Raw genomic sequence first — 23,856 nt, 5'->3', positions numbered from 1 at the left:
ACGATCAGCACCTCTCTCAAGAGGGCTGATCGTTTTTTTATCAGCTGCGGCCTTTACTTTGGAAGCTGCGCTGTTTTCCGCCTTTACCGTTGAAGTTACGGTTGCGGGATTTATTCTTACTGTTGAAGTTACGGTTACCGCCACCACGGTAGCCGCCCTTCTTCTTGCTCTTATCACGCTGGGCGTTCTTCACGCTGATCGGTTGAACATGAGATAGACGAACCGGAACTTCACTGCGTTCTTTCGTCATCATCTTCAGTGCTGCAGCGATCAGGTCTGTGGAATCATGCTGTTGAAGCAGCTCATCCGCCGCCTGCTTGTAATTCTTCAGATCATTCTTCTCGATCATTTCCAGAAGCTTCTCGACCGCAACTTTCTGCTGCCCACGCGCTGCTTCTTCAGAAGAAGGAACTTTCAAACGTTCTACTTTCTTCTTCGTGATCTTTTCGATCAAGTGCAGTTGGTCTTTCTCTCTCGGTGTGACGAAAGAAATTGATTTACCTTTACGACCAGCACGTCCTGTACGGCCGATACGGTGAACATAGCTTTCCGGATCTTGCGGAATATCGAAGTTGTACACGTGAGTTACATCGGAAATATCCAGACCACGTGCTGCTACGTCTGTCGCCACAAGGATTTCAATACGTCCGCGCTTGAACTTGTTCAATGTGGACATACGCTTTCCTTGAGTCAAATCTCCGTGGATTCCTTCTGCACTGAAGCCGCGTGCCTGAAGACCGTCAGCAACTTCGTCAACACGGCGTTTCGTACGGCCGAAGACGATTGCCAAAGAAGGATCATGGATATCAAGAAGACGAGTCAAAGTATCGAACTTATGCTTCTCCGGAATTTCCACGAAGAACTGCTCGATGTTTTCCACAGTCATTTCTTTTGCTTTAACTTTTACTTCTTCCGGGCTGTTCATCAGCGTTGTCGCGATATCACGAATCTCTTTCGGCATAGTTGCGGAGAACAGAAGCGTTTGGCGTTCTTCCGGAAGGGCCTTAAGAATGTCACGGATATCATCGATGAAGCCCATGTTCAGCATTTCGTCCGCTTCATCAAGAACCGCTGTGTGAACACTTTCCAATTTAATCGTTTTACGACGGATGTGGTCAAGTAGACGACCAGGTGTCGCAACGACGATGTGGTTGTTCTTCAGGGCGCGGATTTGGCGTTCCATGTTGGACCCACCGTAAATCGGAAGGACACGGACACCTTTTCCTTTACCTAGTCGGTTCAATTCCTCTGCTACCTGAATAGCCAGTTCCCTTGTCGGGGCGATGACAAGACCTTGAACGGCTTTCACCTGTTTGTTGATTTTCTCCAGCATCGGAATACCGAATGCCGCCGTCTTCCCCGTACCTGTCTGCGCTTGGCCAATAACGTCTTTCCCTTCAAGTCCTAGAGGGATGGTCTGTTCTTGGATTGGTGTGGTTTCTTCAAATCCCATCACATCTAATGATTTTAGAATGGGGTTTGATAATCCTAGTGATTGAAATGTTGTCACAGTAATTTCATACTCCTTTGTTTTTAAATCTTCTACCTATATACATGTAAAAAAAGCCTTCTGCCACAGGAAACGGGAGAGGCTTCTCTGGTATCTGCCTGATAGATTCATTCATCATAACATATATAACATCATTAATTCTACACATTTCCGCTGTGCTTTTCAAACCCAATAATGATAAAATTAGTAAAAATCGATGTGTTATGAAGGAGGATTCGCTTGAATAAACCTCCGTTTCATCCTTATTTAATTGTATTCATCGGTGTTATTTCCATCTCCACTTCCGCCATATTCGTAAAGGCGGCGGGTGATGCCCCCGCATCGATCATCGCTTTTTACCGACTGCTGATGGCCGTATCCATCATGGCCCCTTATGTAGTATGGAAACATATAGATGAAATCAAACACCTTCACGTGAAAGAATGGCTTTTGACGACTATTTCCGGTATTTTCCTTGCCTTCCACTTCATTTTCTGGTTCGAATCACTGAACTATACCAGTGTGGCAAGCTCCGTCGTCCTCGTATCCCTGCAGCCTGTCTTCGCCTTTATCGGTACCTTCCTTTTCTTCAAAGAGAGGTTTACGACCGGAGCGGTGATGAGCTTGATCATCACCATCACAGGAAGCGCTATCATCGGGTGGGGGGACTGGCAGCTGAGTGGACAGGCCCTGTACGGCGATTCGCTGGCACTCCTCGGAGCGGTGATGGTGACTGGGTACTTTCTGCTCGGCCAGAAATTGAGACAGAGGCTTTCTTTAATGGCCTATACCTTCATCGTGTACGGAACGGCTGCCGCTACATTATTCCTTTATAATACGGCCTTCTCTTTTCCCTTCACCGGGTACGACGGTCGGCAGTGGACGGTTTTCTTATGTCTCGCCATCATCCCAACGTTCTTCGGGCATACATTGTTCAATTGGACAATCCGATGGCTCAGCGCCGCAACCATATCCATGGCTGTCTTATTAGAGCCGGTCGGCGCGGCGGTTCTTGCTTATTTCTTCCTTGGAGAACTTATAACTTGGTCTCAGTTCCTCGGAGGCAGCATCGTCCTCTTCGGGTTAATGTTGTTCCTACTCAGCACGACCATTACGTATTCCAAGCGCATCAAACATAAGACTGGAAAAAGCTGACCTTTGCAGGATGGCGCTTTCATGTCAGAATAGAAAGACGATAAATTCGAGAGCAGGTGACTATATGACGATTCAATTGATCATTGACGGCGGCGGAGATGTTCCGCAGGAAATGATGGATCGATACGAAATCAAATCCGTTCCTTTGAACATTCATTTTGGAGAAGAAAGTTATAAATCAGGGGTGTCCATCGACCTCCCTACCTTTTACGAGAAGATGAAACAATCGGACGAGCTCCCCCGTTCTTCCTCCCCGAGCCCGAATGACTTCTATGAAACGTACAAAGAAATCGACGCGCATCGGCCGATTCTCGTCCTCTCGATGACCAGGGGACTCAGCAGCACCTACGACAGCGCTGTAATGGGGAAAGACATGCTGCTTGAAGAGCAGCCGGACAGGGAAATCAAGGTTTTGAACACGAAAACCGCTTCCTGCGGCATCGCCCTGCTCGTTCATGAAGCACAGCGGAAGATTGAGGAAGGACTTTCTTTCGAAGCAGTCGTATCTCATATGGAAGAACGAATTGAGAAGACGACGACCTTGTTCCTCTTGAAGACACTCGAAAATGTCATCAAAGGCGGACGATTGGATAAAATGAAAGGCGCAATCGCTAAGACGTTAAACATCAAACTCTTAATGAGAGCCAGCGAAGACGAGGGATCGGTGGAAGTCACAGAGAAAGTCCGCGGCGATAAGAAAGCCCTTCGTCGGTTCATCGAGCAGATTGGAGAATATGCCCATAACGTCGAAGACCGCATCATCGCTCTTTCCCATTCCAATGATGAAGAGCGTGGACGGAAAGTATTAGGCGCCATCCAGGACCGCTATCCGTTCAAGAACAGTTTGTTCATGGACGTCGGACCTTTGATTTCCACCTATGCAGGAGAAGGCGGTCTCGTTATCGCATTCTTCCGCGACTAACTATCGTTGACCGGGAAAAACCGGGCGCGGAAAGCGTCCGGTTTTTTTTCATGCTTTCAAGAAGCTTATCCCTTTCAGGAAAAACCGATAAATCCACTCCATCAATATGAGAATCTACAGGTGAAAGACCGGTGCGGCCGGTCACGAAGGTACAGTGCTTCTAGGATGGACAAAATCGAGCACTTCATCAAAAAGTTCTTCCTGATCATCGCCATGACAGATCAAATGCTTCGATTTCTTTAAGAATACCAATTCCTTCTCCACCGACGGTATTTCTTTCTCTAAGTAAAGCGCCGCCTTCTTCGGCACCATGCCGTCCAGCTCTCCCTGAATGATCAATACCGGACAACGGACATGACGAAGGTACGGCCTTGTAAACTGGACACACTTCATAAACTCGAAGGTGGAAAATAAATAAGTATCCTTCAACTTCTTCTTATATCGAAGGAACAGCTCATTAGAGGAAAGGACTCCTTTCCACGCATCGAACACCATTTCTGCCACATCCTTATACATCTGCGGCAGGCTGACATACTTCCCCGCTGCCGACAGCAGCACAAGCCTGTCAAGACGGTATTTAGCCGTCAAGTATGCCGCAATCATTCCTCCCATCGAAAAGCCGATAATATAAACTTTATCATTGCGTGTCATCATATCAAGCAGGGTGAGTTCCGCCGTCGCAATCCACTCCTGATAATAATGCCCCTCCAAATCCAAGTCTTCTCCGTGCCCGGGGAGTGTCGGATTGGCTATTTCCCAGTCCGTGCGCTTCTTCAGGAAGTCAACGAGAGGTTGTACCTCCTCCGGGCTTCCCGTATACCCGTGGATACACAAACATCCGATAGTCATCATCTTCTCCTCCAGATTGTCATCATATTGTATAGAAAAAGACGCGCACTGCAGCAGCGCGCGTTACTTGAAGCCTTTAACGAATGAGCCGAGACCTTTGACTATCGGACTCACCTGCTGCATCGTTTTCACGACCTGCCCGGTCGTCGACATCATCTTATCGAAATCAAGCTGCCCTTCTTCATTCTGAAAATATCCCATGACTCCTTTAGGAATCGAGGAAGCGTCAAAAGAGGCGGATTGTTCTCCGGTCTCAGTATAACCCGGATAATTGTAACTATTCATGAAGGGCTGTTGCTGCTGGTACGGCATATAGGAAGCATCTGTGTACATAGGATAACCCCAGTTACCTCCCTGGTTTGAATACATCGGATAATTATTCTGACGATAGGCGGTTTCAGTCGGATAATAGTACCAACCATTGGAATAGGTTTGGTAAGGATCTTGGTACATGTCAGGTCCCACCTTTACATTATTTACTTCAGCCTATGTCAAAAGACGAAAAAAGTGTAAAAAAAACAAGTGATTTCCCATCACTTGCACCACTTCAAGAAAAATTCATGGAATCTGTGTCCACGAAGAAAGTCTCGTCTGATCTTATTTTCAATGCTTGCTTCAGCTTACGTTCCTGAAAACCGAGGATCTTCTCACCATCTATGAAAGTGGCAGGCGTGCCATAAATCTTCTTGCTCTGTAATTCTTTGAAGTACTCTCTGTTCTCAGAAATGTTCTTCTCTTCATATTCGACATTCCAATCCGAGAGCTTCTCCAGCACACGCGCACAATGGGTACAATCATTACTGGTATACACGATGACGTTCCGCTTACCCAAGCTTCTCCCTCCTTACATCTTTCCTTACGCCTATTAATTCATACCCGTTCCGTTTAGCTTTAAACATGAAATCCCTTCCTGAATTCCCATAGAAAAAGACAGAGGGTAGTCCCCCCCTGTCTCCCTATCCAAGCCATCTTTCATAAAGATAATCGATTTCCGTCTGCAGCTTTGCTGTTCCGGTATCCTCTCCGCCCTTTCGCTTTCGCTCTTCCAGCTGCTGCTCCAACTGCTGAATCTGCTCTTCCAGAGGGAGTTCCACCTTCTCCGGCTGCGATGGTTGTGTCGGGTCTTTCTTTTGTTTCTCATCCAGACTTTCCAGCCATTCTTTACGTGTTTCCTCATACGTGCCGATCCGGCGCTTTAACTGTCCATTCATCATGTACGCTGTTTCTGTAAAGCAGCGGTTTAAGAACCAACGATCATGAGAAACACCAATGACCGTCCCGTCGAATTGATTCAATGCCTCCTCCAAAACCTCCTGCGATTCCACATCCAAATGATTGGTAGGTTCATCGAGGATCAAGAGTTGGATATCCAGATGCATGAATACAGCAAGCTTCAGACGCATCTGTTCTCCCCCGCTTAAATGACGGAGCTTCCGAAATACGTCGTACCCATAAAACAGAAATCCAGCAAGATGATGACGGGCCTCTCCTTCTGTCACACGAATCTGCTCCCTGTAGAAATCGATCAGACGCCGGTCACCGTCCACCCCTTTTAACGGTTGCTGCGGCAGATAGCCGATTCGAAGGTCCGGCGCCCGCTTGATCTCTCCATGATCCGGCTTCTCTTCTCCTAACAGCATTCTAAGCAGTGTCGATTTCCCGCTTCCATTCGCCCCGACAATCGCCAGTCGGTCCTGATAACGGACATGCAGATGAAGGTCCTCCAGGATGGTATCATTCTGATATGCTTTATACAGGCTGCGTACGACGAATAAATCTTTCCCTGATCGGTCTCCTGCATCAAGGCGGAGCTTCATCTTCTTCGGATCGAGAATCGGTTTATCGAGTTTTTCCATCCGTTCCAGCGCCTTCTCCATACTTTTGGCTTTCTTGAACAATTTCTCATTCGGAGGATTGGCTTCATTCGCCCATTGTCTGAGTCTGCGGATGGCTTCTTTCATTTTCTTTATTTTCTTCTGCTGCTCTTCATATTGATGGAATTCGGCAAGCAGCTTCTCTTCCTTCTGCTTTTCGAAAGCAGAGTAATTTCCCTTATATACATCCACCGCTCCAGCTTCCAGATCCATGATATCCGTGGCGACCCGGTCGAGGAAAGAGCGGTCGTGGGAAATCGCACAGACCGTTCCGCTGTACTGGAGCAAATAGGACTCGAGCCATTCGATAGCAGGGAGATCGAGGTGGTTCGTCGGCTCATCCAATAATAGAACGTCCGGCTCTTCGAGAAGCAGTTTAGCGAGACCGAGCTTCGTCTTTTCTCCTCCGCTTAAATCATTGACGCTCCTATTAAGAAGAACCGTGATTCCAAGGCCGCCTGCGACCTGTCGAATGGAGGAATCTATACCATATCCTCCAAGCCTCGTGTACTCCTCCTGCAAATCCCCATATTCCTCTATGGCCCGTTCCAGCTTCATCGGGTCCGTCATCTCTTTTTCCAGCAGCTTCATTTTCTCTTCCATTCGGATCAAGGATTGGAAGGCTTGGCGCAGGTAAGATTCCGCTGTATCTTCCCAAGCGGATGGAATCTGTTCCAGATAACCGATTTTCAACCCTTTTTGGATGAAGATATCTCCGCCGTCTATATCCTCCTGTTTCAGCACGATCCGGAACAGAGTGGATTTCCCACTCCCGTTCCTGCCTACGAGTCCGATCCGCTGCTGCGCCTTCCATTCCATATTCAAACCTTCAAACAATACTTCGCCACCGACGATCTTATTTATATCTTTTAATGTAATTATCATCATTACGTTCCTCCTAAAGACAAATGAAAAAAGCACAAAAAAAGCCAGAGGTCCCGTTACCTCTGACTTTGGCTTTCTTATATGATCAGATATGAGACGTTACATTCCTTCCTATTCAGCTGTTTTTGGACATACGTGTCCCTGTGGCAGCTGAATCATGAATAATTGCACGACGCAGATAATTCAATTGGTAATCAAGCGTGTGCATCTGTAACATCTTCATACCTCCTTTGTCTTTAGTCTACTTGCCATTTTACAAAAGAATCAGATAATTGTCTACTCCTGTTGTGCGTCGGCGTATTTACCGAGCTTCTTCAGAAGGTCGATCGCCTGGCGTTTCTCCTCATCGGTCAAGCCTCCGAGAATCGACTCGATCCGCTTCCAATGGTCAGGAAAGATACTGTGCAGGAGCTCTCGGCCCTTGTCCGTAATGGAAGCGAAGGTGATCCTTCTGTCGTTAGGACACGGCACCCGCTCCAAGTATTTCTTCTTCTCCAGCTTGTCCACCACATAAGTGATACTGCCACTCGCGAGCAATATCTTCTCTCCGATTTTCTGGAGCGGCTGCGGTCCTTGATGATAAAGCAGTTCCAGTACCCCGAATTCCGTCGGGTTCAATTCGTAGCGTTGTATATCATCCTTCACCAGATCGGATATCGTCCGCTGTGCTTTTGACATAACGACAAACAGCTTCAGCGAAGGGTCTTGTTTCTTTTCTTTATATAACTCTTGTTCGTTCATGACGTCCGCCCATCCTTTTCCATGATCAGGCTTTCCGGTTCCCGCTCCTCATCGTCTGCGGGGACTGAGAACACGATGCCTGCAATAGTAGATAGTATAAGTTTAACAAATTTGCTCTGTCAAACCATCCCACCTTGGGAAATAAATATTCCGGTCAATTTCCCGGGCCGATGTGCAGCGCCTCCGGTCCCCCACCGAGAAAAGTGAAATGGGCAGGCAGGACCTCTATGCTCGTCGGTGTTTTTCCCTGAATTTCCCCGTCCATATCCACCGCTTCCTCTGCTTCCGTTTCTATCTTGATTTCCCTGCCTTGTCGATGGAAAAGCTCCTGGAATTCCCGATCTTCGGCCGAAGGTTTACCCGCGTTCAACAATTCCCGGAAAAACGTCAGATTCGAGTTCTTCACGATTAACACATCCAGTTTGCCGTCCTGAAGATGGATCGTAGGAAGCGGCACCCGTCTTGTTCCGATGAACTGCCCATTCATGACCAGCACCATTACTGCTTCGCCATCGATCTCTTCCCCATCCACCGTCACCTTGAAGCGGAATGGGTCGGCTTCATTCATCGTCTTGAAGGCACTGATGAAATAGCTGAGTACACCCAATCGGTTCTTCTGGTTCGGATCAATGTTCGTTGATGTCTGTGCAACAAGACCGATCCCCCAGAAATTGATGAAATACCTGTCGTCCGTCTTCCCGGCATCCACCGACAATTCCTCACCTGTTATGATCGCTTTCGCTGCCTGCTGCAGCCTCTGCGGAGTATCCAATACTCGGCTGAAATCGTTGCAGGTGCCTCCCGGCAGCACACCGATGACCGGGCGCTTTTCCAGTTCCGCCAGGTGATTGATACATTCGTGAACTGTCCCATCCCCACCAAAGATGAGAAAGACATCCACTTCCTCTCCGAAGCGGCGGCATACTTCCCCGACTTCTTCCACCTCGAACGTCTGAATGACACGAAGCTCTGCAATTTCCCTGCTTAAGGAAGGAAGCGTCTGCTGCAAAGCCGTATCCAGTTCCGCTTCCTCTTTATTTCCATTATATAAGAAAATACCACGCTGATATCGAGGCATGACTATCCCATCCTTCCTCCTATCATAATTGACTATTTTCCATCCTTTGAAACCACTCCCTCTCTTTTTATCGCTTCCCAGAACCGCTCCGGCTCATCCAGGGTCAGGTAGATGCGATCCACCCGCTTCTTGAGACCGAAGAAAAGGTGTATGTCCACAGCGTCTGCAAGCTCCAGCACAAGCTGCGGAGGCACCGGTTCGAATCCTGCCAGCCCGAGATGAACAGCGCGCTTATCCTTTCGCCAGCGCTCATCACCCGCTTCATATACAGCCAGTTCCATTATATCAACCGTATCGATCACTGTATGGAAACGAAGTCCTTTTTGAATGTGGAGACGGTCATCCTCAAGGATAACCGGAGACTTCCGGATTGCCTGGTAGTCTCCGATCAGGAAAAGCAGGGCATACATATCAAGCACCGTCGCTATCCATGCGGCCATATGGCTGTACTGCATAAGCATGACGTGCACAGCAATTATTTCAATCAGCATTGCGTGGACGAGCATGAGAAACACCCCGAAGTACTCACTTCGCTGGTGATAGCTGAAGCTGTTCGGCGCAGCAGGAACGCGGTCGAACCGCGGAAACAAGGCGTAACGAATGGCAGAGGCGTCGGTTGCAAGAAATCCGCTTAACCGGGAGAACGCACGGCCTCTCCCTTCCAGATCGAAGGTCCGCTTATTCGCGGCGAAGATGCGTGGAAGGAGATGAGGATATTCCTGGGATGCTCCTTGAAAGTGACGCTTCCATTCCGGGTATTTCTTTACGAACAAGACGATCATCCCTATTTCAAAGAGGACGACAGCCGCCTCCAGAATCAAGACTGATACATTCAACAGGAATAACTCTTCCTTTGCGTAATCAGGAACAATCCAATGGATGAAAAGAAAACCGAGTAAAATCATCGGCGCAAATACAGACAGCGTCGGTTTCCTTCTCAATAGAAAGGTGAAGACGACAACAGGCAGAACCACCATGACGTCAAGCACCGTCCCCCATACGAGCAGGGGATCCACCCGCCCCGTCCATTCCCATTTTTGAATAGCTATATTGGATCCAAGCAGCAGGAAAATAAATACCAAAGCGATATAGAAGGACTTCGGTTTACGCTCTATTAATCCACCCATCTTCTGCCTCACTCCTTTTCCTTCATTTTACAATAAATCCAGCAGGAAAAATGTGTACAAATACCTTCTATTCGTTAAGCACAAAGAATCAGGCGGGAGGATTGCCTTCTCTCCTGTTCTGATTTATACTTCTATTTGTTTAGGGGGCTAAATAAATGGAAAAGAAAAAACAAATTGATCATTCTCTGGGATATAACATCCACATGGTATCCCATTTTCTAAAAAACATATATAACGAAAGACTCGGCGAATACGGATTGACACACGCCCAGGCGAAAGTCATCTACTTCCTTGCGACATCCGGGGAACAGTCCCAGACAGAAATGCAGAAGAGACTCCATATCCAGGCCTCTTCTATGAACGGACTCATTGAATCGTTATTAAAGCATGAGCGTATTTTGAAACGCCCAAGCGAAACGGACAAACGGACAAAGCTTATTTCGCTTACCGATCAGGGCTTGGATCTCTACGACACGATCCTCCAGATCATCGACGAAATCGAAACAGAAGCTACAGAAGGATTGTCCTGGGAAGAAGAACAGGTGATGAACGCCTGGCTGAAAAAGATGCAGAACAACTTGAACCGCGACCTTACAAGGAGGGACGGCAAATGAAAGAACAGAGTCAGCGTTTAGGTACACAGCCGATTCCGAAGCTGCTGGCCAATTTATCGATTCCCGCTATGGTAGGAATGTTCGTCATGGCCTTATACAACGTCGTCGACACGCTATTCATCGCCCGCGGCGTCGGCATTCTCGGCGTTTCCGGGGTGAGTATCGGATTTCCTGTCATGATGATCATCATGGCCATATCCGCTGCTGTCGGTATCGGGGGTGCTTCCGTCATCTCAAGACGTCTCGGGGAGAACAAGCCGGAAGAAGCGAACCACGTCTTCGGCAACGTCCTGTTCACCATCGTGCTCGTCAGCGGCATCGGTCTGATCGGTGCCTTCACCTTTCTCGAACCACTGTTAAGACTGTTCGGTACGACCGACAACATCATGCCTTACGCGCGTGATTATTTGTTCCCAATCATGGTCGGATCGTTCTTCTTCTCGTTTGCGTTTACAACGAACAGCATCATCCGTTCGGAGGGGAATTCGAAGTTCGCCATGATGACCATGATCATCCCTGCTGTCATCAACATCATTTTAGATCCAATCTTCATCTTCGGTCTTGATATGGGCGTGCAGGGGGCGGCGGTTGCAACCGTGATTTCCCAGGCGACCGTCACCGTCGTCATTTTAAATTACTTCCTTAAGGGAAAATCCTCCCTTGCTATAAAAACGGCGTACCTCCTCCCTGTATACAAAGTGCTGAAAGAAGTCGTGACCATCGGCTTACCTGCCTTCATTCGGCAGGTGGCAGGGAGTGCGATGATGATTGCGATCAACTTGATGCTTATTAAATTCGGCAGCGAGTTCGAAGTCGGCGTCTTCGGTATCGTCCAGAAGCTGACGATGTTCACGATCATGCCGATGATCGGAGTCCTTCAGGGCATGCAGCCGATCATCGGGTACAATTACGGTGCGAACAATGATGAAAGGCTGAAGGACACCATCAAACTCGGAATGAAGGTTGTCACGATAATTTCCGCCCTCATCTTCATTATTATGATGGTCTTCCCGGAAGGCTTGATGAAGATTTTCACCGGAGACCAGGAGACGATCGATTCCGGTGCTCATGCCATGCGGATCATGTTCTCTCTTGCTATATTAATTGGTGCTCAGGTCGTAAGCGGCGGTTTGTATCAGGCTTTGGGCATGGCAAAGCCTGCGCTGATACTTTCCATGGCACGCCAGGTTTTATTCCTGATTCCGCTCGTACTGATCCTGCCGAACTTCTTCGGCGTGACCGGCGTATGGCTTGCCTTCCCGTTATCTGACCTGTTTGCGTTCACCCTGTCTATGTTCTTCCTGTACAAAGACAGGAAGCTCTTCTTCCATACGAAGAAGAAACCAGGAAACTATGATACAGCAGCCACTTAACGTATTTCCGGGCGCTGGAAAACGATAAGGCTTCACACCTGCCCTCCCGTCCCCTTCAGGGCCTGAAAATCAATACTGAAACAAACAAAGGTGCTTCTTTGGAAGCACCTTTGTTATATCCTTGAAAGCTGCCTCTTCTTTCCGATGGAGTCCACCATTTTCAGGATTTCTCATTTTTCCAAAGATTACAATCCTTTATAGCAACTGGTGACAATTTCCGTTAAAATAAGACATAGCTTTAATTTTGCTGCCAAAGGATGGAGGACATGACTTATTCAGTAAATCTCATTAAGTTGTTCACCCGCCGGGACGATCATTTATTTCGTTTGAATGAAGCCGAGCGGCTGAGGAACGTTTGGAATCTATTATTCTTCACTTTAGTATTAACAGTCCTTACATACACATGGACGGCTTGGCTCGGACTCGGCACGGATGCGATCTCTGCCAATATGGACGGGTTGACCCGTACAGAATACGAACAGAGGAAAGCCTGGTTTCTGATCGGCCGGACAGCGTTCGCCCTGGGAATCTTCCTATTCGTCCTGTTCATCTCTTCCTTTTTCTTCTGGTTATTTAATAATGTATCTTATAAGAAACTGTTCATCATCCAGATGAACGTATTGTTGATCATGCTTTTGGAACGGATCACATGGATTCCGCTCATGGTCTACGCAGGTATCGACTGGTATGTATCCCCTCTTTCCTTCGGAGTGATCGCTTCCTACATCACTTCCATCGAGTGGATCATTTATTTCTTCGGAGCGATATCCATTTTTCAATTGTTCATCATCTGGTATCAAGTCAAATGTCTCACTTGGTTGTCTACTACGAGAAAAGGGTGGATATGGACTGGAGTCATCGTTTGGCACATCCTCTTATGGGCCGGTACCTCCGCCCTTGCCCACTATGATTTGTTCCTACTTTATCTAATCAGGTAAGAAAGCAGCAGGTGGAAATACTATGGCAAAAGTTAATGTGAAAGGGCGCATCCTGGGATTATTAATCGTCGCATTTATTGTGGCAAACGCTCTCCTCATTTATTTCGATGAGGAAGAGAAGGTCGAGCGAAAATCCTACGTCCACGACTGGTCACAGACAGTAACAGAAGATTTGGCGGAAACGCTGGAGACAAAAGGAGTTTTCACTTCGGAAACGACTACCCCTGTATACTTAAATGAGGAGCTTGGCAGCTTCCAAGAGTTTCTCGTTGAAGAAGGAGATACCGTCGCAGACGGCGATGACCTGTACACTTATGCTGTATCAGATTATTACGCCCAGGAAGCACAGCTTCAGGGAGACATCGACCGCATCGAGCAGGAAATCTCCGCGACACAAGCGTACATAGAAGAATTGGAAGACTATGAAATTCCGGAGCCGTCCGAGTCGACGTCCGGAATGAGCGCTCCCAGCTTTTTCGGGGGAGGAAATCCGGATGAGACGGAAGAAATGACGGATCGTTCACCTCTGCAGCAGGAGGACACTTCCTCCAATGCGGAAGCAGAATACTTGAAGCAGGAGAAGCTTGCCGAACAGGCGTCGGAACTTATGAAACAGGAAGCGATGCTCGAAATGAAGGAAGACCAACTCGACCAGCTGCAGCAGGATGGCGATCAGATTACCGTTACAAGCACCTTCGCTGGAACCGTCACGGAAATCTCGGAAGAGCTGGATGCTCCGCTGCTTACGATCGCTTCCACCGATCTGATTCTCTCCGGCACATTAGATGAGTCGGCGCGTACGACTGTGGATGAAACGATGCAGGCAGACATTAGAGTACCGGAGCTGGATATGGAAAGCACCGGTTCGATCAGCTCCATCGATACCCATCCGGATCGTACGTCTGTAAAAGGAACGAGCCGGTATCCTTTCACCATTGCAATGGATGACTTGAACGAAGACGTTCTACCAGGGTATCACGCTGAAATAAGCATCATTACAAACGAATCTCCAGGCGCTGTCACCGCCGCCGATGAAGCGCTCAGCACAGAGGAGAATCTCTTTGCCTGGGTGATGAATGAAGACGGTGAAATGGAGAAGCGGGAGATTGAGAAAGGCATAACAGAAGACGGCCTCGTCGAAATCGTTCAGGGCTTAGAGGAGAACGAATGGCTGGCCGTTCAGCCGGAAGATGAGTTCCGTAACGGAACGGTCTTCTTCACACCGATCTATATCGATGATGTCCATGCTAAGAAATTATTCAAGCTGGATAAGCAGACGAAGTTGACCTACGGTATGCTCGGGTTTCTGGCCAGATAAAGCACGTATGAAAACGCAGGCCCTACGCCTGCGTTTTTCTTTCTTCTGCTTACCCCCTCCAAGCAGTCCTCCTTCTTTCCCCACAGGAAATAGAGGCCTCCTCCCTTCTCATAAAACCCTCTGCGCAAAAGGCATATCCTTTGCATCTCCCCTCCACTCGTGGGACGATAGTCATAGACATAACCACCAACAATGAAGGGGGCAGGCAGATGAAATTAAGCATACTGGATCAATCCCCTATCCTATCCGGGGGAAGCCCGCAGGAAGCATTAGCACAAACATCTGAGCTTGCAAAATGGACAGACGAACTTGGCTACCATCGCTTCTGGGTGTCGGAACATCACAGTACGGACAGCCTTGCAGGGTCCGCACCCGAAGTATTAGCCGCCCATCTCGCTTCACAAACCAAGAAGATCCGCATTGGCACAGGCGGGGTTCTTCTCCCGCACTACAGCTCCTACAAAGTAGCGGAAGCCTTCCGCATTCTGGAGACACTTCACCCGAATCGTGTGGATGTAGGTATCGGCCGGGCACCAGGAGGAAAACCGAACGTGAACCTTGCCCTGAACCGCGGAAAGCTTCCTAATACAGAAGGCTATCCGCAGCAAGTGGAAGAATTAATGGCGTATCTTCACGGATATGACCCGCACGGTATGGATATATATGCGTCACCGAAAGGACAATCAGCGCCTCCTGTATGGATGCTCGGTTCCAGCGGGACAAGTGCTCGGGTCGCAGCTGATTTAGGCACCTCTTACTCGTTCGCCCACTTTATTAACGGCCGGGGCGGGACGAGAGCAGTCGATCGATACAAAGACTATTTCACTCCATCTACGCAGCAGGATAAACCAGCTGTGAATGTATCTGTTTTCGTCATCTGTTCAGAATCGGATGAGAAAGCCGAGTATTTGGCAACAGGACTTGATTTAGCCCTTCTACAAATTGAGCGCGGAACCGATATGAACCATTTTCCGACACCGGAAGAGGCACTCTCCTATTCTTATTCCCTCTATGAAGAAGAGAAAATCCGCGAGAACCGGCACCGTATGATCGTTGGATGCAAGGAGAGAGTAAAAGAAGAAATGGTCCAACTCGCCGACGACTACGGGGTCGATGAATTGATCGTCAATACCATTGTTTCTCCATTCGAGGAACGCATGCGGTCGTATGAACTACTGGCGGACGCCTTCTCTTTGAATAAGGAATACTCCCGACACTAGGAACTCTGTTCCTGGTGTTTTTTGTATGAATTTTTATATCCTGCTCAACAAATAGATCGGCTTACCGATTTAATAGATGTCAGACATCATACAAAAGGAGTGGCTAACGTTGAAAGTTCGATTGCTCGTGTACATGTTTCTTGCGCTATGGATCCTTACCGGATGCAGTGAAAACTTAGAAAAGGCAACGGCACAGACCTTTTCTGCCGGACTGCTCGTTACAGAAAGCGGTCTTGGAGATAACGCCTACAGTGACTCGGCATTTCAAGGATTGGAACAGGCCAGGGATGAGCTTGGCATTACATTCGATTACAGAGAACCATTCGATAGAGACTATGAGGCAAAGGCGGAAGAAATGATTGAACAGGGTCACGACGTGATCATTGGACTCGGATACAATTCCCAACCTGCCATTGAAGCCTTGGCGGATAAATACCCGGAGCAGAAATTCGTGTTGATCGATGCTGTATCTGAAAAAGAGAACGTCCGATCCATCCTGTTCAAAGATGAAGAAGGCAGCAGATTGATAGGCATGATTGCCGGTTCCAAAACAAAATCCGATGTGGTCGGATTCATCGGAGGAGAAGAAATGCCTGTTATTCAAAACTTCGAAAAGGGATTTCGGGAAGGAGTAGCGGCCGTGAACCCGGATGCAAAGGTTCTGACAGGCTATACCGGCTCGTTCGATGACGATGAAGAAGGGGCCCGATTAGCTGCTGATATGGCGGATAAGAACGCGGACTTCCTTTTCCCTGCTGCAGGATTTGCCGGAATTGGAGTATTGAAAGAAGCACAAAATCAGGGGATCTATGCCTTCGGTGTCGATACGGACCAATTCTTCGTAGCGGAAGATGCCGTTGTGTCTTCCATGTTGAAAAACGTCAACGTGGCGTTATACAGAGTCATGAAAGAACTGCAGGAAACCGGTGAAATCACTACAGGACCGGAGACGCTTGGGATCAAAGAGAACGGAATCGGACTTGCACCTGTCCGGATCATCGAATGGACAGAAGCAGACGAACAGATGATCGACGAGGCGGACGGGAAGGAATAAAGGAGGAGAACGATCATGACCATTGCGAAACGATTATACATAATGACGCTGATCCCCCTGTTCATATGCCTTATTCTGATCGGCTTCATCGTTTTCCAAATGATGAAGTTGCAGCAATCATCGAATCAGGACGTGCAGATTCTATTAGAAACGAAAGAACTGCACGGAGGACTTGTCACAGTGGAACAAGCGTTAACTACCTATGGATATAACCCATCCGCTGCTTTCCAGGAGGATGCGGAAACGCAGATCGCCCAGATGGAAGAGTCATTCAAAGAAGTAGCTCCCCTCGTCACAACAGCCGCTCAAAAACGCTGGTACGAGCAGGCAGAAGCGAAATTTGCTGATTGGAAGAACCGGGCACAAGAGGCACTGGCGGACAGCGATGTCAATGAGGTACAGCGGCAGGCTTCCAGAACGGCCGGAATAACGAATGACGTGTACATGCTGGAGCAGGAAGGGCAATACTGGTATCAGAACCAAATAGACAGGCAGAAGGATGCTATCCGTCAGCTGATTACATTTACCATCATTGCTGCCACGGTCCTTCTCGTCCTGACCATCCTGTCTACGACCAGACTGACGAAACACATCGCCAAACCGCTTCGCGCGCTTGCCGATAAAGCAGCAAGCATTGCGGACGGTGATTTGACGACGGAGCTCGTGGTCATGGACAAAGAGAAAGATGAAATCGGGCAATTGAAACGATCGTTTCAAACGATGGTCGATCAACTCCGGGGAACCGTGTCTTCCGTTCACCAAATCAGCCGCCAAGTCGGTACATTCAGCGGGAAATTGAACGAAGAAATGCATGCCCTTACGGAAGTCTCCGACCAAGTTACTCAGTCTACGGACGAGTTGGCCGCGGGAAGCCAGTCCATATCCAATGACATGCAGGATGTCGCCTCCTTAATGGAGGAACTGCACCACAGCTTCTTAAAAAACACAGAGCTGGGATCGGCTTCGAGACAAGCAGGGAAACAGGCGCGGGCGTTTGTCGAAGAAGGAAGAGAAAGTGTCACGAGTCAACGTTCGTTAATGGAGGAAAGCAGCGCTTCCCTCTCTCGTGTCGAGAAATCGGTCACGGACTTCATCCAATACACCGACCGTATCGATACGACGATCAAAGTCGTCAATGATGTAGCCGAACAAACGAACCTTCTTGCTTTGAATGCTGCCATCGAAGCGGCCCGCGCCGGGGAACACGGGAAAGGCTTCGCTGTCGTTGCAGAAGAAGTAAGAAAACTTGCTGATCAATCGACCAATGCTACGGCAGATATATCCGACATGGTCAGCCAAATAAGAAACGGTGTCCGGAGCATTGAAAAGGAGATGACCGCTGCTCTCTCCCTGGCAAAGGAACAAACCGGTGCTTCCGTCAAATCAGAGACCGCCTTTGAAAGGATTACTGATCAAGTAAAAACAATAGATACCCGATTGGAAGAGCTTGTCGATGAACTCTCTCACTCTAAAGACCGCAGCGAAAACGTCCACGCTTCCATGGAGAACGTCAGCAGCGTCATCGAACAAACAGCGGCAGGTACAGAAGAAATTTCTGCATCAACCGTGGAACAGCAGTCCGCCTTTGAACACTTACGCAAGGAGGCGGCCCATTTGACCACCATGGTGACAGAGCTGAACGAACAAATCGATCACTTCCGCTGGAATAAAGAACAAGCATAAAAACAAACCGCTCCTCAATGAGGAAGCGGTTTTCTTTATCTTCTCTTCGGTCTGCCTGCCGGTCTTTCCAACGAAAGCAGGTCCTCATCGATGTTCATTACCTTCTGTTCTACCATCCGTCTGGCATCCGTGATACCTTTATTGTAAAAGATCGGACCTGCTTCCTCTGCCATCCACTGGACGAAGTGATCGGCCGCAAGCTCTCCGAGCACCTCGTTCCGCTCCATTTCAAAATGCTGCTGCACCTGATCGATCAAATATTCCCGTTCTTCTTTCGTCAACGATTTCATGCTTCATCCCTCCTCCCCCATCGTAGCATACTCTCACGCCATTCCTGTCACGCAGACGGCATCGTTCGGTTTGGCGTCACGGAGATGGATGCGAACCTGTTGAAAACCAGCCTTGACCAGCAGGGCCTGCAGCTGGCCGCCTAACAACTCTGCTGTATCATCCCCCGCTCCGTCCTCGTGCGGGCGAATGGTTAACGCGATTTTCCCGTTTCTCCGCATCAGCCCCCGCAAATAGAGGAGCGTCTCCAGCGGCTTTTCCCAATACGTACTGTTATTGACGGCGTAGACTTTATCCAGCGGCTGAGTGAAAGTGGTCACCTGAGATGCTTCTCCGTGATAGAGGCAGACATCTGCAGTACTCTCCCGTTTATGTAGATGGCGCAGTGCCGTGTACACCATCGCTTCCGATGGATCGATTCCGAACAAATGGATTCCCGGTACTTCCAATGCCTTTTTCAATGCCCCTCCCGAACCGAAGCCGATCTCCAACACCCGGTCCCCCTCTTCCAAGGTAAGAAAATGGATGGTCCATTCGTTCAACGCTTCATTCTCCCGTTCCATATACTTTCCAGCGAGCTTACCAATCCATCCTTCCGGTTTTGCGAACTGTTCATACAGCATGTCGACACCTCCTAGTCCTTTCATACCCCGGGAAGCCCCTCCGCATGCAGGAAGCAGGAATAGTTTCCTTCCTGTCTTTTTGTTTGTATGATAGAAAAGAGTCCAATGGATGATAAAGATGGAATAGATAGAGGAGGAATTTCATGAACAAGTTTTTCAGTCTCATGCTTTTTCTGGCTGCCCTGGTCTTCTTATCTGCGTGCAGCCAGGAACCGAACAGCACCGATTGGTCGGACCAATCCTGGCAGGCCATCGAATCAGCTTCTGAGAATACTACCGTCCGTTTACATATGTGGGGCGGGGATGAAAGCATTAACCAATATATCGACGAATGGGCAGCTCCCCGCATGAAAGAACAGTTTGGTGTAACGTTGGAGCGCGTGCCGATGGACACACCGGAAATTCTGCAGAAGCTCCAAACCGAAAAACAAGCCGGCAAACAGGATGGATCGATCGATCTTATCTGGCTGAACGGCGAAAATTTCAAAAATGCTAAAGAAAACAAATTATTGAGCGGAACAATCACCGACGGTCTGCCCAATTTCCAGAAATATTATGATACGGACTCACCAGCCTTTCAAAAAGATTTCGGCACAGAGGTGGATGGAATGGAGGCCCCATGGGGAAAAGTTCAATTCGTCTTTTTCTATGATTCCGCCAAAATTGAAAACCCGCCGGAAACTTTTGAGGAACTGCAAACGTGGATCCACGAAAACCCAGGTAAATTTACGTACCCGCGCGCAGAAGATTTCTCCGGCAATGCCTTCCTGCGGCATATTTTGTACGCAAAGGCAGACAAGCCTTCGGACATCTATGATCAGCCTCTCGATGAAGAGACCATCAAGCCGACAGCAGATCAGACATGGGATTATTTAAAGGATATAGAAGAAGATCTTTGGCGGTCCGGCGAACATTATCCGAATGACCTGACTGAATTGGACCGTCTATACAGCGAAGGCGAGGTATGGATGACGATGGGGTACAACGAAGCACGCGCAGAATCATTAATCGAAGACGGCGTATTTCCTGAAACAACGAAATCCTTCGTCATGGAGCCGGGGTCCATCGGAAATACCCACTTCCTGTCTGTACCGTTCAATAGTCCGAACAAACCAGGCGCTTTGACGACCATCAATTTCCTGTTGTCTCCGGAGGCACAACTGGCCAAGCTTCAGCCCGATTCCTGGGGTGACAACACACCGATCAGCCTCGACCTGCTGCCGGAAGAGCAGAAGCAACAGTTTGAAGCGGTTGATCGGGGCGATAGTGTCCTTCCTGTAGAAAAATTGGAAGAAAGCTTTCTGCCCGAATCAGCAGCTTCTTATGTCGAATGGATGACGGAAGAATGGTTTAATGAAATCGTTCAGGACTAAGAGCCTGTGGTTGCTGCTTCCATCCCTTCTTTTTCTGGTCATGCCGTTTTATGGATTGGCAAACGGCATGATCCAAAGCCTGATGGATGACGGAAGTGTGCGGCTTACGCACTATAAAGAGCTTGCAGACAACGGGAGATTCATAAGCTCCATCAGCTTCAGTGTCCAAACGGCTTTCCTTGCCACGTCCCTTTCCATGGTCATCGGGCTCGTGATGACCAAGTATTTCTATACCTATCTCAAGAAAACATCGTCACGGCTCCTCGTCTGGATACCAATGCTCTTCCCTCATTTTGTATGGGGGTATGTCGTTCTCCTGCTCTTATCGGAATCGGGTGTGGCGGCTCAAGCATTGACTTCTTTTGGCCTGTTGGCCGGCACGGAAGCTTTCCCGATTTGGACACGGGACCCGAACGGGATCGGCATCATCATTACTTATGTATGGAAAGAACTCCCGCTTGTCATTCTGCTGCTCTTCCCTGTGTATGCAGGAATAAACAGGGAGTATTATGACCTTGTCGAAACGATGGGCGGCAGCGGCTGGCAGAAGTTCAAAACAGTGGACATGCCAAGCCTCACCCCCGTCTTGATCGAGACGTTCCTCATCGTCTTTGCCTTTACCTTGTCTGCGTATGAAGTGCCGGCATTGCTTGGAACGACTTATCCAGAAATGGCAGCGGTATTAAGCTATGACTGGTTTTATGGAAGCTCTTGGGATGATCGTCCGCTTGCGTTTGCTGCAATGATTTCTATAAGCATTCTCTTGCTTGCTCTGGCTGTCGTCGGTTATGCCTTTGTAAACAGAAGGAGATGGAGAAGAGCGAAAGGAGAATCTTTATGACCTTGAAGAAAACATTGTTTTACCTGGTCACAGGGGGAGTATTCGTATTTCCTCTGTTCCTTTTGCTTTTACAGAGCATCAGCGCTCCATTCCGGTTCCACACAGGAAATGGGATCACGCTTCAATGGACGAGCTATCAGCGGCTTTGGAATGACCCTTATTTGATCGAAGCGACAGGGACATCCGTTCTAATAGCTTTCAGTGTGCTTATCCTCAACTTCCTGATCGCCCTCCCCGCCGGAAAAGCTCTTGCGACGACAACTTTCCGCGGCAAGGCGATTCTGGAAGCATTCCTGCTTGCCCCCCTGCTTATTCCCGTTCTTGCCATTACCATGGGCCTTCACCTTTGGATGATCCGAATCGGGTTGGCAGACACAGCAGCAGGCGTCATACTTATTCACCTGATCCCGACGGTTCCCTACAGCATCAAGATTTTCCATAACACCTATAAGCAGATCGGATCTTCCATGCTGCAGCAGCCCGAAGTACTGGGAGCAGGAAAGCTCCAGCAGCTGTTTACCATTGAACTGCCCCTGATGAAGCCGGCGATCCGGAGCACGACATTCCTGACGATCGTCATCAGTCTCAGTCAGTATGCGATAACTTCGATCATTGGGGGAGGACAGGTACGGACCCTTCCGATGGTTTTCTTTCCGTTCATGGAGAATGCCGATCCGTCCCTGATGTCCGCCTTCTCCATTTGGTTCGCACTCGTACCACTAGCTATGTATGCCATAGTGGAAGGAATGATTTCCTTCCTCCCATATACTCATACACGATGGAGGAATCAACGATGACAAGCCCAGCTCTGGAAATTCAACGGATCACTAAACAGTTTAAAGGACCGGTCGTATTGAGTGAACTTTCCTTTACCATGGAAAAAGGTCAGATACTCAGTGTGGTCGGACCATCAGGAAGTGGGAAAACCACCCTCCTGCGTGTCCTTGCCGGCCTGGAAAAACCGACAAGCGGAACAATCCTGATGAACGGACAGGATATTACGAGGCAGAAAGCCAATCAACGGGATATCAGCCTCGTCTTTCAACAACCGCTCCTGTTCCCCCATATGACTGTGGAAGAAAACATTACGTACGGAGCGAAAGTATCCAAAAAATACACGCCCGAAAAGATAGAGCAGCTGCTTGCTGCCATCGGAATGACAGATTACCGAAGCCACTTCCCATCACAAATATCCGGCGGCCAGCAGCAGCGGACCGCGCTCGCCAGGGCTATGGCGACAGAACCGGAAGTTATATTGTTCGATGAACCATTCAGCAGCCTCGACCCTCATCTACGCCAGGATCTGCGCTATTGGGTGCGTGACTTTTTAGTGAAACGGAACACGACCGCTTTGTTCGTTACGCATGACCTGGAGGAAGCTATGATCATGGGGGATCGGATCGCCCTCTTTCAGGATGGAGCCTTTCAGCAGATCGGGGATGCGGATACGCTCCATGACTATCCTGCCAACATCCACGTCGCATCCTTCATGGGTGGCCACTTTATCATTGATGACCGGACCTACGTGCCTTTAAAGCATGTAAGATTTCACTCGTCGGAAAAAGAAGAGGATAGCTTGACTTTTCAGGGAAGGGTGGAACACATTACGTACAACCACGGCCATCCCATCGCTCATATCGAGCTTCCTGAGCTGGAGAAGAAGCTTGCCATCCCTCTCCAGGACCGCTCGCTTATAGAAACGGACGTACTTCTATATGTAAACAAGGCGGACGTTCGTACCTTTCAGGCGGGGATAAAGTGAGCAGGAAAAGCATCGGCCGGGCTCTCGTCGTTTTAACTGTGTTCCTCTTCGCAGTCTTTATCGTGAGGAGCCAACTGAACGTATCCCCGGATCATATCCGCTCCTACATCCTATCCTTCGGTGCGTGGGGGCCGGCCCTCTTCATTTTGCTGTATGCCGCCGGTCCGATCATTGTTTTTCCGACTTCGATCCTTTCGCTCGCCGCAGCCTTCGCTTACGGATTGTGGCCCGGAATCCTTTATATCATCATCGGAGCGACAGCAGCATCGATCACCGGCTATGCGATGGGGCGTTTCTTCGGAGATTCCGTCCTGAAATTCGAAGAATCCAAATGGGCGGCAGCGGTCTATCCGAGGATGAAGCGTCAAGGTTTTCTGTATGTATTCATTCTGCGCCTTATCCCACTAGTCGGTTTCGATATTTTAAGCTACCTTGCCGGAATGACAAGAGTCCGCCTCTCTGCTTTCCTGCTCGCTACCGTCATAGGGATGCTTCCCGGTTCTTTTGCCTACAGTTTAGTAGGTACAAGTCTGGCCAGCGGGAACCGCAGCTTGATCATTGCAGCTTTCAGCGTCTTCGCCTTCGTCCTCGTTCTTACTTTCTTATTCCGCAATAAAGTGAAAGAATGGTTAAAAATACGCTGAAAAAA

General features: G+C 48.7%; 24 protein-coding genes. 14 read left to right on the top strand and 10 right to left on the bottom strand.

Translation table 11 applies throughout. From position 1 onward, the window contains the following. Window positions 1-40 precede the first annotated feature (40 nt). Window positions 41-1,510, bottom strand: a complete 1,470-nt coding sequence (gene cshA, locus QRD89_RS02025) for a degradosome RNA helicase CshA (RefSeq protein WP_026576979.1) — start codon at window positions 1,508-1,510, stop codon at window positions 41-43. Between the two features lie 219 nt (window positions 1,511-1,729). Between cshA and QRD89_RS02020 the strand changes: the two genes are divergently transcribed. Together QRD89_RS02020 and QRD89_RS02015 are read left to right on the top strand one after the other, a co-directional pair. Then, complete coding sequence (locus QRD89_RS02020; protein ID WP_008632976.1) at window positions 1,730-2,644, top strand: DMT family transporter; 915 nt, start codon at window positions 1,730-1,732, stop codon at window positions 2,642-2,644. 64 nt (window positions 2,645-2,708) lie between these two features. Further along, complete coding sequence (locus tag QRD89_RS02015) at window positions 2,709-3,566, top strand: DegV family protein (protein ID WP_008632978.1); 858 nt, start codon at window positions 2,709-2,711, stop codon at window positions 3,564-3,566. Between the two features lie 141 nt (window positions 3,567-3,707). On the opposite strand, the gene QRD89_RS02010 is transcribed toward QRD89_RS02015, so the two are convergent. The 7 genes from QRD89_RS02010 to QRD89_RS01980 all read right to left on the bottom strand — a co-directional run bounded on the left by QRD89_RS02010 (window position 3,708) and on the right by QRD89_RS01980 (window position 10,120). Further along, on the bottom strand, window positions 3,708-4,415 hold the full coding sequence (locus QRD89_RS02010; RefSeq protein ID WP_008632981.1) for an alpha/beta hydrolase: 708 nt from the start codon (window positions 4,413-4,415) through the stop codon (window positions 3,708-3,710). Window positions 4,416-4,478: 63 nt separating this feature from the next. After that, entirely contained in the window at window positions 4,479-4,868 is a 390-nt protein-coding gene (locus QRD89_RS02005) for a YppG family protein (RefSeq protein WP_008632983.1), read from the bottom strand. Between the two features lie 94 nt (window positions 4,869-4,962). Continuing rightward, the gene (locus tag QRD89_RS02000) at window positions 4,963-5,247 is read right to left on the bottom strand and encodes a glutaredoxin family protein (RefSeq protein ID WP_008632984.1); all 285 of its coding nucleotides are present in this window, start codon (window positions 5,245-5,247) and stop codon (window positions 4,963-4,965) included. 124 nt (window positions 5,248-5,371) lie between these two features. After that, complete coding sequence (gene abc-f, locus QRD89_RS01995) at window positions 5,372-7,177, bottom strand: ribosomal protection-like ABC-F family protein (protein ID WP_286096196.1); 1,806 nt, start codon at window positions 7,175-7,177, stop codon at window positions 5,372-5,374. A 273-nt stretch (window positions 7,178-7,450) separates the two neighbouring features. Further along, window positions 7,451-7,915, bottom strand: coding sequence for a MarR family winged helix-turn-helix transcriptional regulator (locus tag QRD89_RS01990; RefSeq protein ID WP_026576983.1), 465 nt, complete (start codon window positions 7,913-7,915; stop codon window positions 7,451-7,453). Between the two features lie 154 nt (window positions 7,916-8,069). After that, window positions 8,070-8,993: a YegS/Rv2252/BmrU family lipid kinase gene (locus QRD89_RS01985; RefSeq protein ID WP_008632998.1), complete on the bottom strand. Its 924-nt coding sequence runs from the start codon at window positions 8,991-8,993 to the stop codon at window positions 8,070-8,072. Between the two features lie 32 nt (window positions 8,994-9,025). Then, window positions 9,026-10,120, bottom strand: a complete 1,095-nt coding sequence (locus tag QRD89_RS01980) for a hypothetical protein (RefSeq protein ID WP_286096195.1) — start codon at window positions 10,118-10,120, stop codon at window positions 9,026-9,028. Window positions 10,121-10,275: 155 nt separating this feature from the next. Between QRD89_RS01980 and QRD89_RS01975 the strand changes: the two genes are divergently transcribed. The 7 genes from QRD89_RS01975 (at window position 10,276) to QRD89_RS01945 (ending at window position 18,320) form a co-directional block, all read left to right on the top strand. Then, on the top strand, window positions 10,276-10,734 hold the full coding sequence (locus QRD89_RS01975) for a MarR family winged helix-turn-helix transcriptional regulator (protein WP_008633000.1): 459 nt from the start codon (window positions 10,276-10,278) through the stop codon (window positions 10,732-10,734). Further along, window positions 10,731-12,107, top strand: coding sequence for an MATE family efflux transporter (locus QRD89_RS01970; RefSeq protein ID WP_286096194.1), 1,377 nt, complete (start codon window positions 10,731-10,733; stop codon window positions 12,105-12,107). Before QRD89_RS01975 ends, QRD89_RS01970 begins: the two co-directional genes overlap by 4 nt. A gap of 266 nt (window positions 12,108-12,373) precedes the next feature. Beyond that, the gene (locus tag QRD89_RS01965) at window positions 12,374-13,045 is read left to right on the top strand and encodes a hypothetical protein (protein WP_026576986.1); all 672 of its coding nucleotides are present in this window, start codon (window positions 12,374-12,376) and stop codon (window positions 13,043-13,045) included. A 22-nt stretch (window positions 13,046-13,067) separates the two neighbouring features. After that, on the top strand, window positions 13,068-14,363 hold the full coding sequence (locus QRD89_RS01960; protein WP_286096193.1) for an efflux RND transporter periplasmic adaptor subunit: 1,296 nt from the start codon (window positions 13,068-13,070) through the stop codon (window positions 14,361-14,363). Between the two features lie 209 nt (window positions 14,364-14,572). Next, window positions 14,573-15,583 carry an LLM class flavin-dependent oxidoreductase gene (locus QRD89_RS01955; RefSeq protein WP_286096192.1) on the top strand — a complete coding sequence of 337 codons (1,011 nt, stop codon included), beginning with the start codon at window positions 14,573-14,575 and terminating at the stop codon, window positions 15,581-15,583. 109 nt (window positions 15,584-15,692) lie between these two features. Beyond that, on the top strand, window positions 15,693-16,637 hold the full coding sequence (locus QRD89_RS01950; RefSeq protein WP_008633005.1) for a BMP family lipoprotein: 945 nt from the start codon (window positions 15,693-15,695) through the stop codon (window positions 16,635-16,637). Window positions 16,638-16,652: 15 nt separating this feature from the next. Further along, a complete protein-coding gene (locus tag QRD89_RS01945) occupies window positions 16,653-18,320 on the top strand; it encodes a methyl-accepting chemotaxis protein (protein ID WP_286096191.1) in 1,668 nt (555 codons plus the stop codon). Window positions 18,321-18,355: 35 nt separating this feature from the next. On the opposite strand, the gene QRD89_RS01940 is transcribed toward QRD89_RS01945, so the two are convergent. Together QRD89_RS01940 and QRD89_RS01935 are read right to left on the bottom strand one after the other, a co-directional pair. Then, window positions 18,356-18,610: a DUF2164 domain-containing protein gene (locus QRD89_RS01940; RefSeq protein WP_008633007.1), complete on the bottom strand. Its 255-nt coding sequence runs from the start codon at window positions 18,608-18,610 to the stop codon at window positions 18,356-18,358. A 33-nt stretch (window positions 18,611-18,643) separates the two neighbouring features. Further along, window positions 18,644-19,231: a class I SAM-dependent methyltransferase gene (locus QRD89_RS01935; RefSeq protein WP_062515722.1), complete on the bottom strand. Its 588-nt coding sequence runs from the start codon at window positions 19,229-19,231 to the stop codon at window positions 18,644-18,646. A gap of 143 nt (window positions 19,232-19,374) precedes the next feature. Between QRD89_RS01935 and QRD89_RS01930 the strand changes: the two genes are divergently transcribed. From QRD89_RS01930 to QRD89_RS01910, 5 genes are read left to right on the top strand one after another with little or no spacing between them, the layout of a single operon-like run. Beyond that, window positions 19,375-20,604 carry an ABC transporter substrate-binding protein gene (locus QRD89_RS01930; protein ID WP_286096190.1) on the top strand — a complete coding sequence of 410 codons (1,230 nt, stop codon included), beginning with the start codon at window positions 19,375-19,377 and terminating at the stop codon, window positions 20,602-20,604. Further along, complete coding sequence (locus QRD89_RS01925; RefSeq protein WP_286096189.1) at window positions 20,585-21,445, top strand: ABC transporter permease; 861 nt, start codon at window positions 20,585-20,587, stop codon at window positions 21,443-21,445. The genes QRD89_RS01930 and QRD89_RS01925 overlap by 20 nt, the downstream gene beginning before the upstream one ends. Continuing rightward, window positions 21,442-22,242 carry an ABC transporter permease gene (locus QRD89_RS01920; protein WP_286096188.1) on the top strand — a complete coding sequence of 267 codons (801 nt, stop codon included), beginning with the start codon at window positions 21,442-21,444 and terminating at the stop codon, window positions 22,240-22,242. The genes QRD89_RS01925 and QRD89_RS01920 overlap by 4 nt, the downstream gene beginning before the upstream one ends. After that, window positions 22,239-23,207, top strand: a complete 969-nt coding sequence (locus QRD89_RS01915) for an ABC transporter ATP-binding protein (RefSeq protein WP_286096187.1) — start codon at window positions 22,239-22,241, stop codon at window positions 23,205-23,207. The genes QRD89_RS01920 and QRD89_RS01915 overlap by 4 nt, the downstream gene beginning before the upstream one ends. Continuing rightward, complete coding sequence (locus tag QRD89_RS01910; RefSeq protein ID WP_026576995.1) at window positions 23,204-23,851, top strand: TVP38/TMEM64 family protein; 648 nt, start codon at window positions 23,204-23,206, stop codon at window positions 23,849-23,851. Before QRD89_RS01915 ends, QRD89_RS01910 begins: the two co-directional genes overlap by 4 nt. The last annotated feature ends 5 nt before the right edge of the window (window positions 23,852-23,856 follow it).

It is taken from the genome of Halobacillus sp. ACCC02827, from assembly GCF_030291935.1.
Classification (GTDB): Bacteria; Bacillota; Bacilli; order Bacillales; family Halobacillaceae; genus Halobacillus.
The sequence above is the reverse complement of the archived record's forward strand: the minus strand, read 5'-3'. Positions and strand labels throughout refer to the sequence as shown.

Bases quoted from the DNA above. Each gene is read 5' to 3' on its own strand.
- QRD89_RS01945 (WP_286096191.1), top strand. From the start codon at position 16,653: ATGACCATTGCGAAACGATTATACATAATGACGCTGATCCCCCTGTTC.
- QRD89_RS02010 (WP_008632981.1), bottom strand. From the start codon at position 4,415: ATGACTATCGGATGTTTGTGTATCCACGGGTATACGGGAAGCCCGGAG.
- QRD89_RS01985 (WP_008632998.1), bottom strand. From the start codon at position 8,993: ATGCCTCGATATCAGCGTGGTATTTTCTTATATAATGGAAATAAAGAG.
- QRD89_RS01980 (WP_286096195.1), bottom strand. From the start codon at position 10,120: ATGGGTGGATTAATAGAGCGTAAACCGAAGTCCTTCTATATCGCTTTG.
- QRD89_RS01915 (WP_286096187.1), top strand. From the start codon at position 22,239: ATGACAAGCCCAGCTCTGGAAATTCAACGGATCACTAAACAGTTTAAA.
- QRD89_RS01920 (WP_286096188.1), top strand. From the start codon at position 21,442: ATGACCTTGAAGAAAACATTGTTTTACCTGGTCACAGGGGGAGTATTC.
- QRD89_RS01935 (WP_062515722.1), bottom strand. From the start codon at position 19,231: ATGCTGTATGAACAGTTCGCAAAACCGGAAGGATGGATTGGTAAGCTC.
- QRD89_RS01970 (WP_286096194.1), top strand. From the start codon at position 10,731: ATGAAAGAACAGAGTCAGCGTTTAGGTACACAGCCGATTCCGAAGCTG.
- QRD89_RS01940 (WP_008633007.1), bottom strand. From the start codon at position 18,610: ATGAAATCGTTGACGAAAGAAGAACGGGAATATTTGATCGATCAGGTG.
- QRD89_RS01925 (WP_286096189.1), top strand. From the start codon at position 20,585: ATGAAATCGTTCAGGACTAAGAGCCTGTGGTTGCTGCTTCCATCCCTT.
- QRD89_RS01930 (WP_286096190.1), top strand. From the start codon at position 19,375: ATGAACAAGTTTTTCAGTCTCATGCTTTTTCTGGCTGCCCTGGTCTTC.
- QRD89_RS01975 (WP_008633000.1), top strand. From the start codon at position 10,276: ATGGAAAAGAAAAAACAAATTGATCATTCTCTGGGATATAACATCCAC.
- QRD89_RS02005 (WP_008632983.1), bottom strand. From the start codon at position 4,868: ATGTACCAAGATCCTTACCAAACCTATTCCAATGGTTGGTACTATTAT.
- QRD89_RS01955 (WP_286096192.1), top strand. From the start codon at position 14,573: ATGAAATTAAGCATACTGGATCAATCCCCTATCCTATCCGGGGGAAGC.
- QRD89_RS02015 (WP_008632978.1), top strand. From the start codon at position 2,709: ATGACGATTCAATTGATCATTGACGGCGGCGGAGATGTTCCGCAGGAA.
- abc-f (WP_286096196.1), bottom strand. From the start codon at position 7,177: ATGATGATAATTACATTAAAAGATATAAATAAGATCGTCGGTGGCGAA.
- QRD89_RS01960 (WP_286096193.1), top strand. From the start codon at position 13,068: ATGGCAAAAGTTAATGTGAAAGGGCGCATCCTGGGATTATTAATCGTC.
- QRD89_RS01965 (WP_026576986.1), top strand. From the start codon at position 12,374: ATGACTTATTCAGTAAATCTCATTAAGTTGTTCACCCGCCGGGACGAT.
- QRD89_RS01990 (WP_026576983.1), bottom strand. From the start codon at position 7,915: ATGAACGAACAAGAGTTATATAAAGAAAAGAAACAAGACCCTTCGCTG.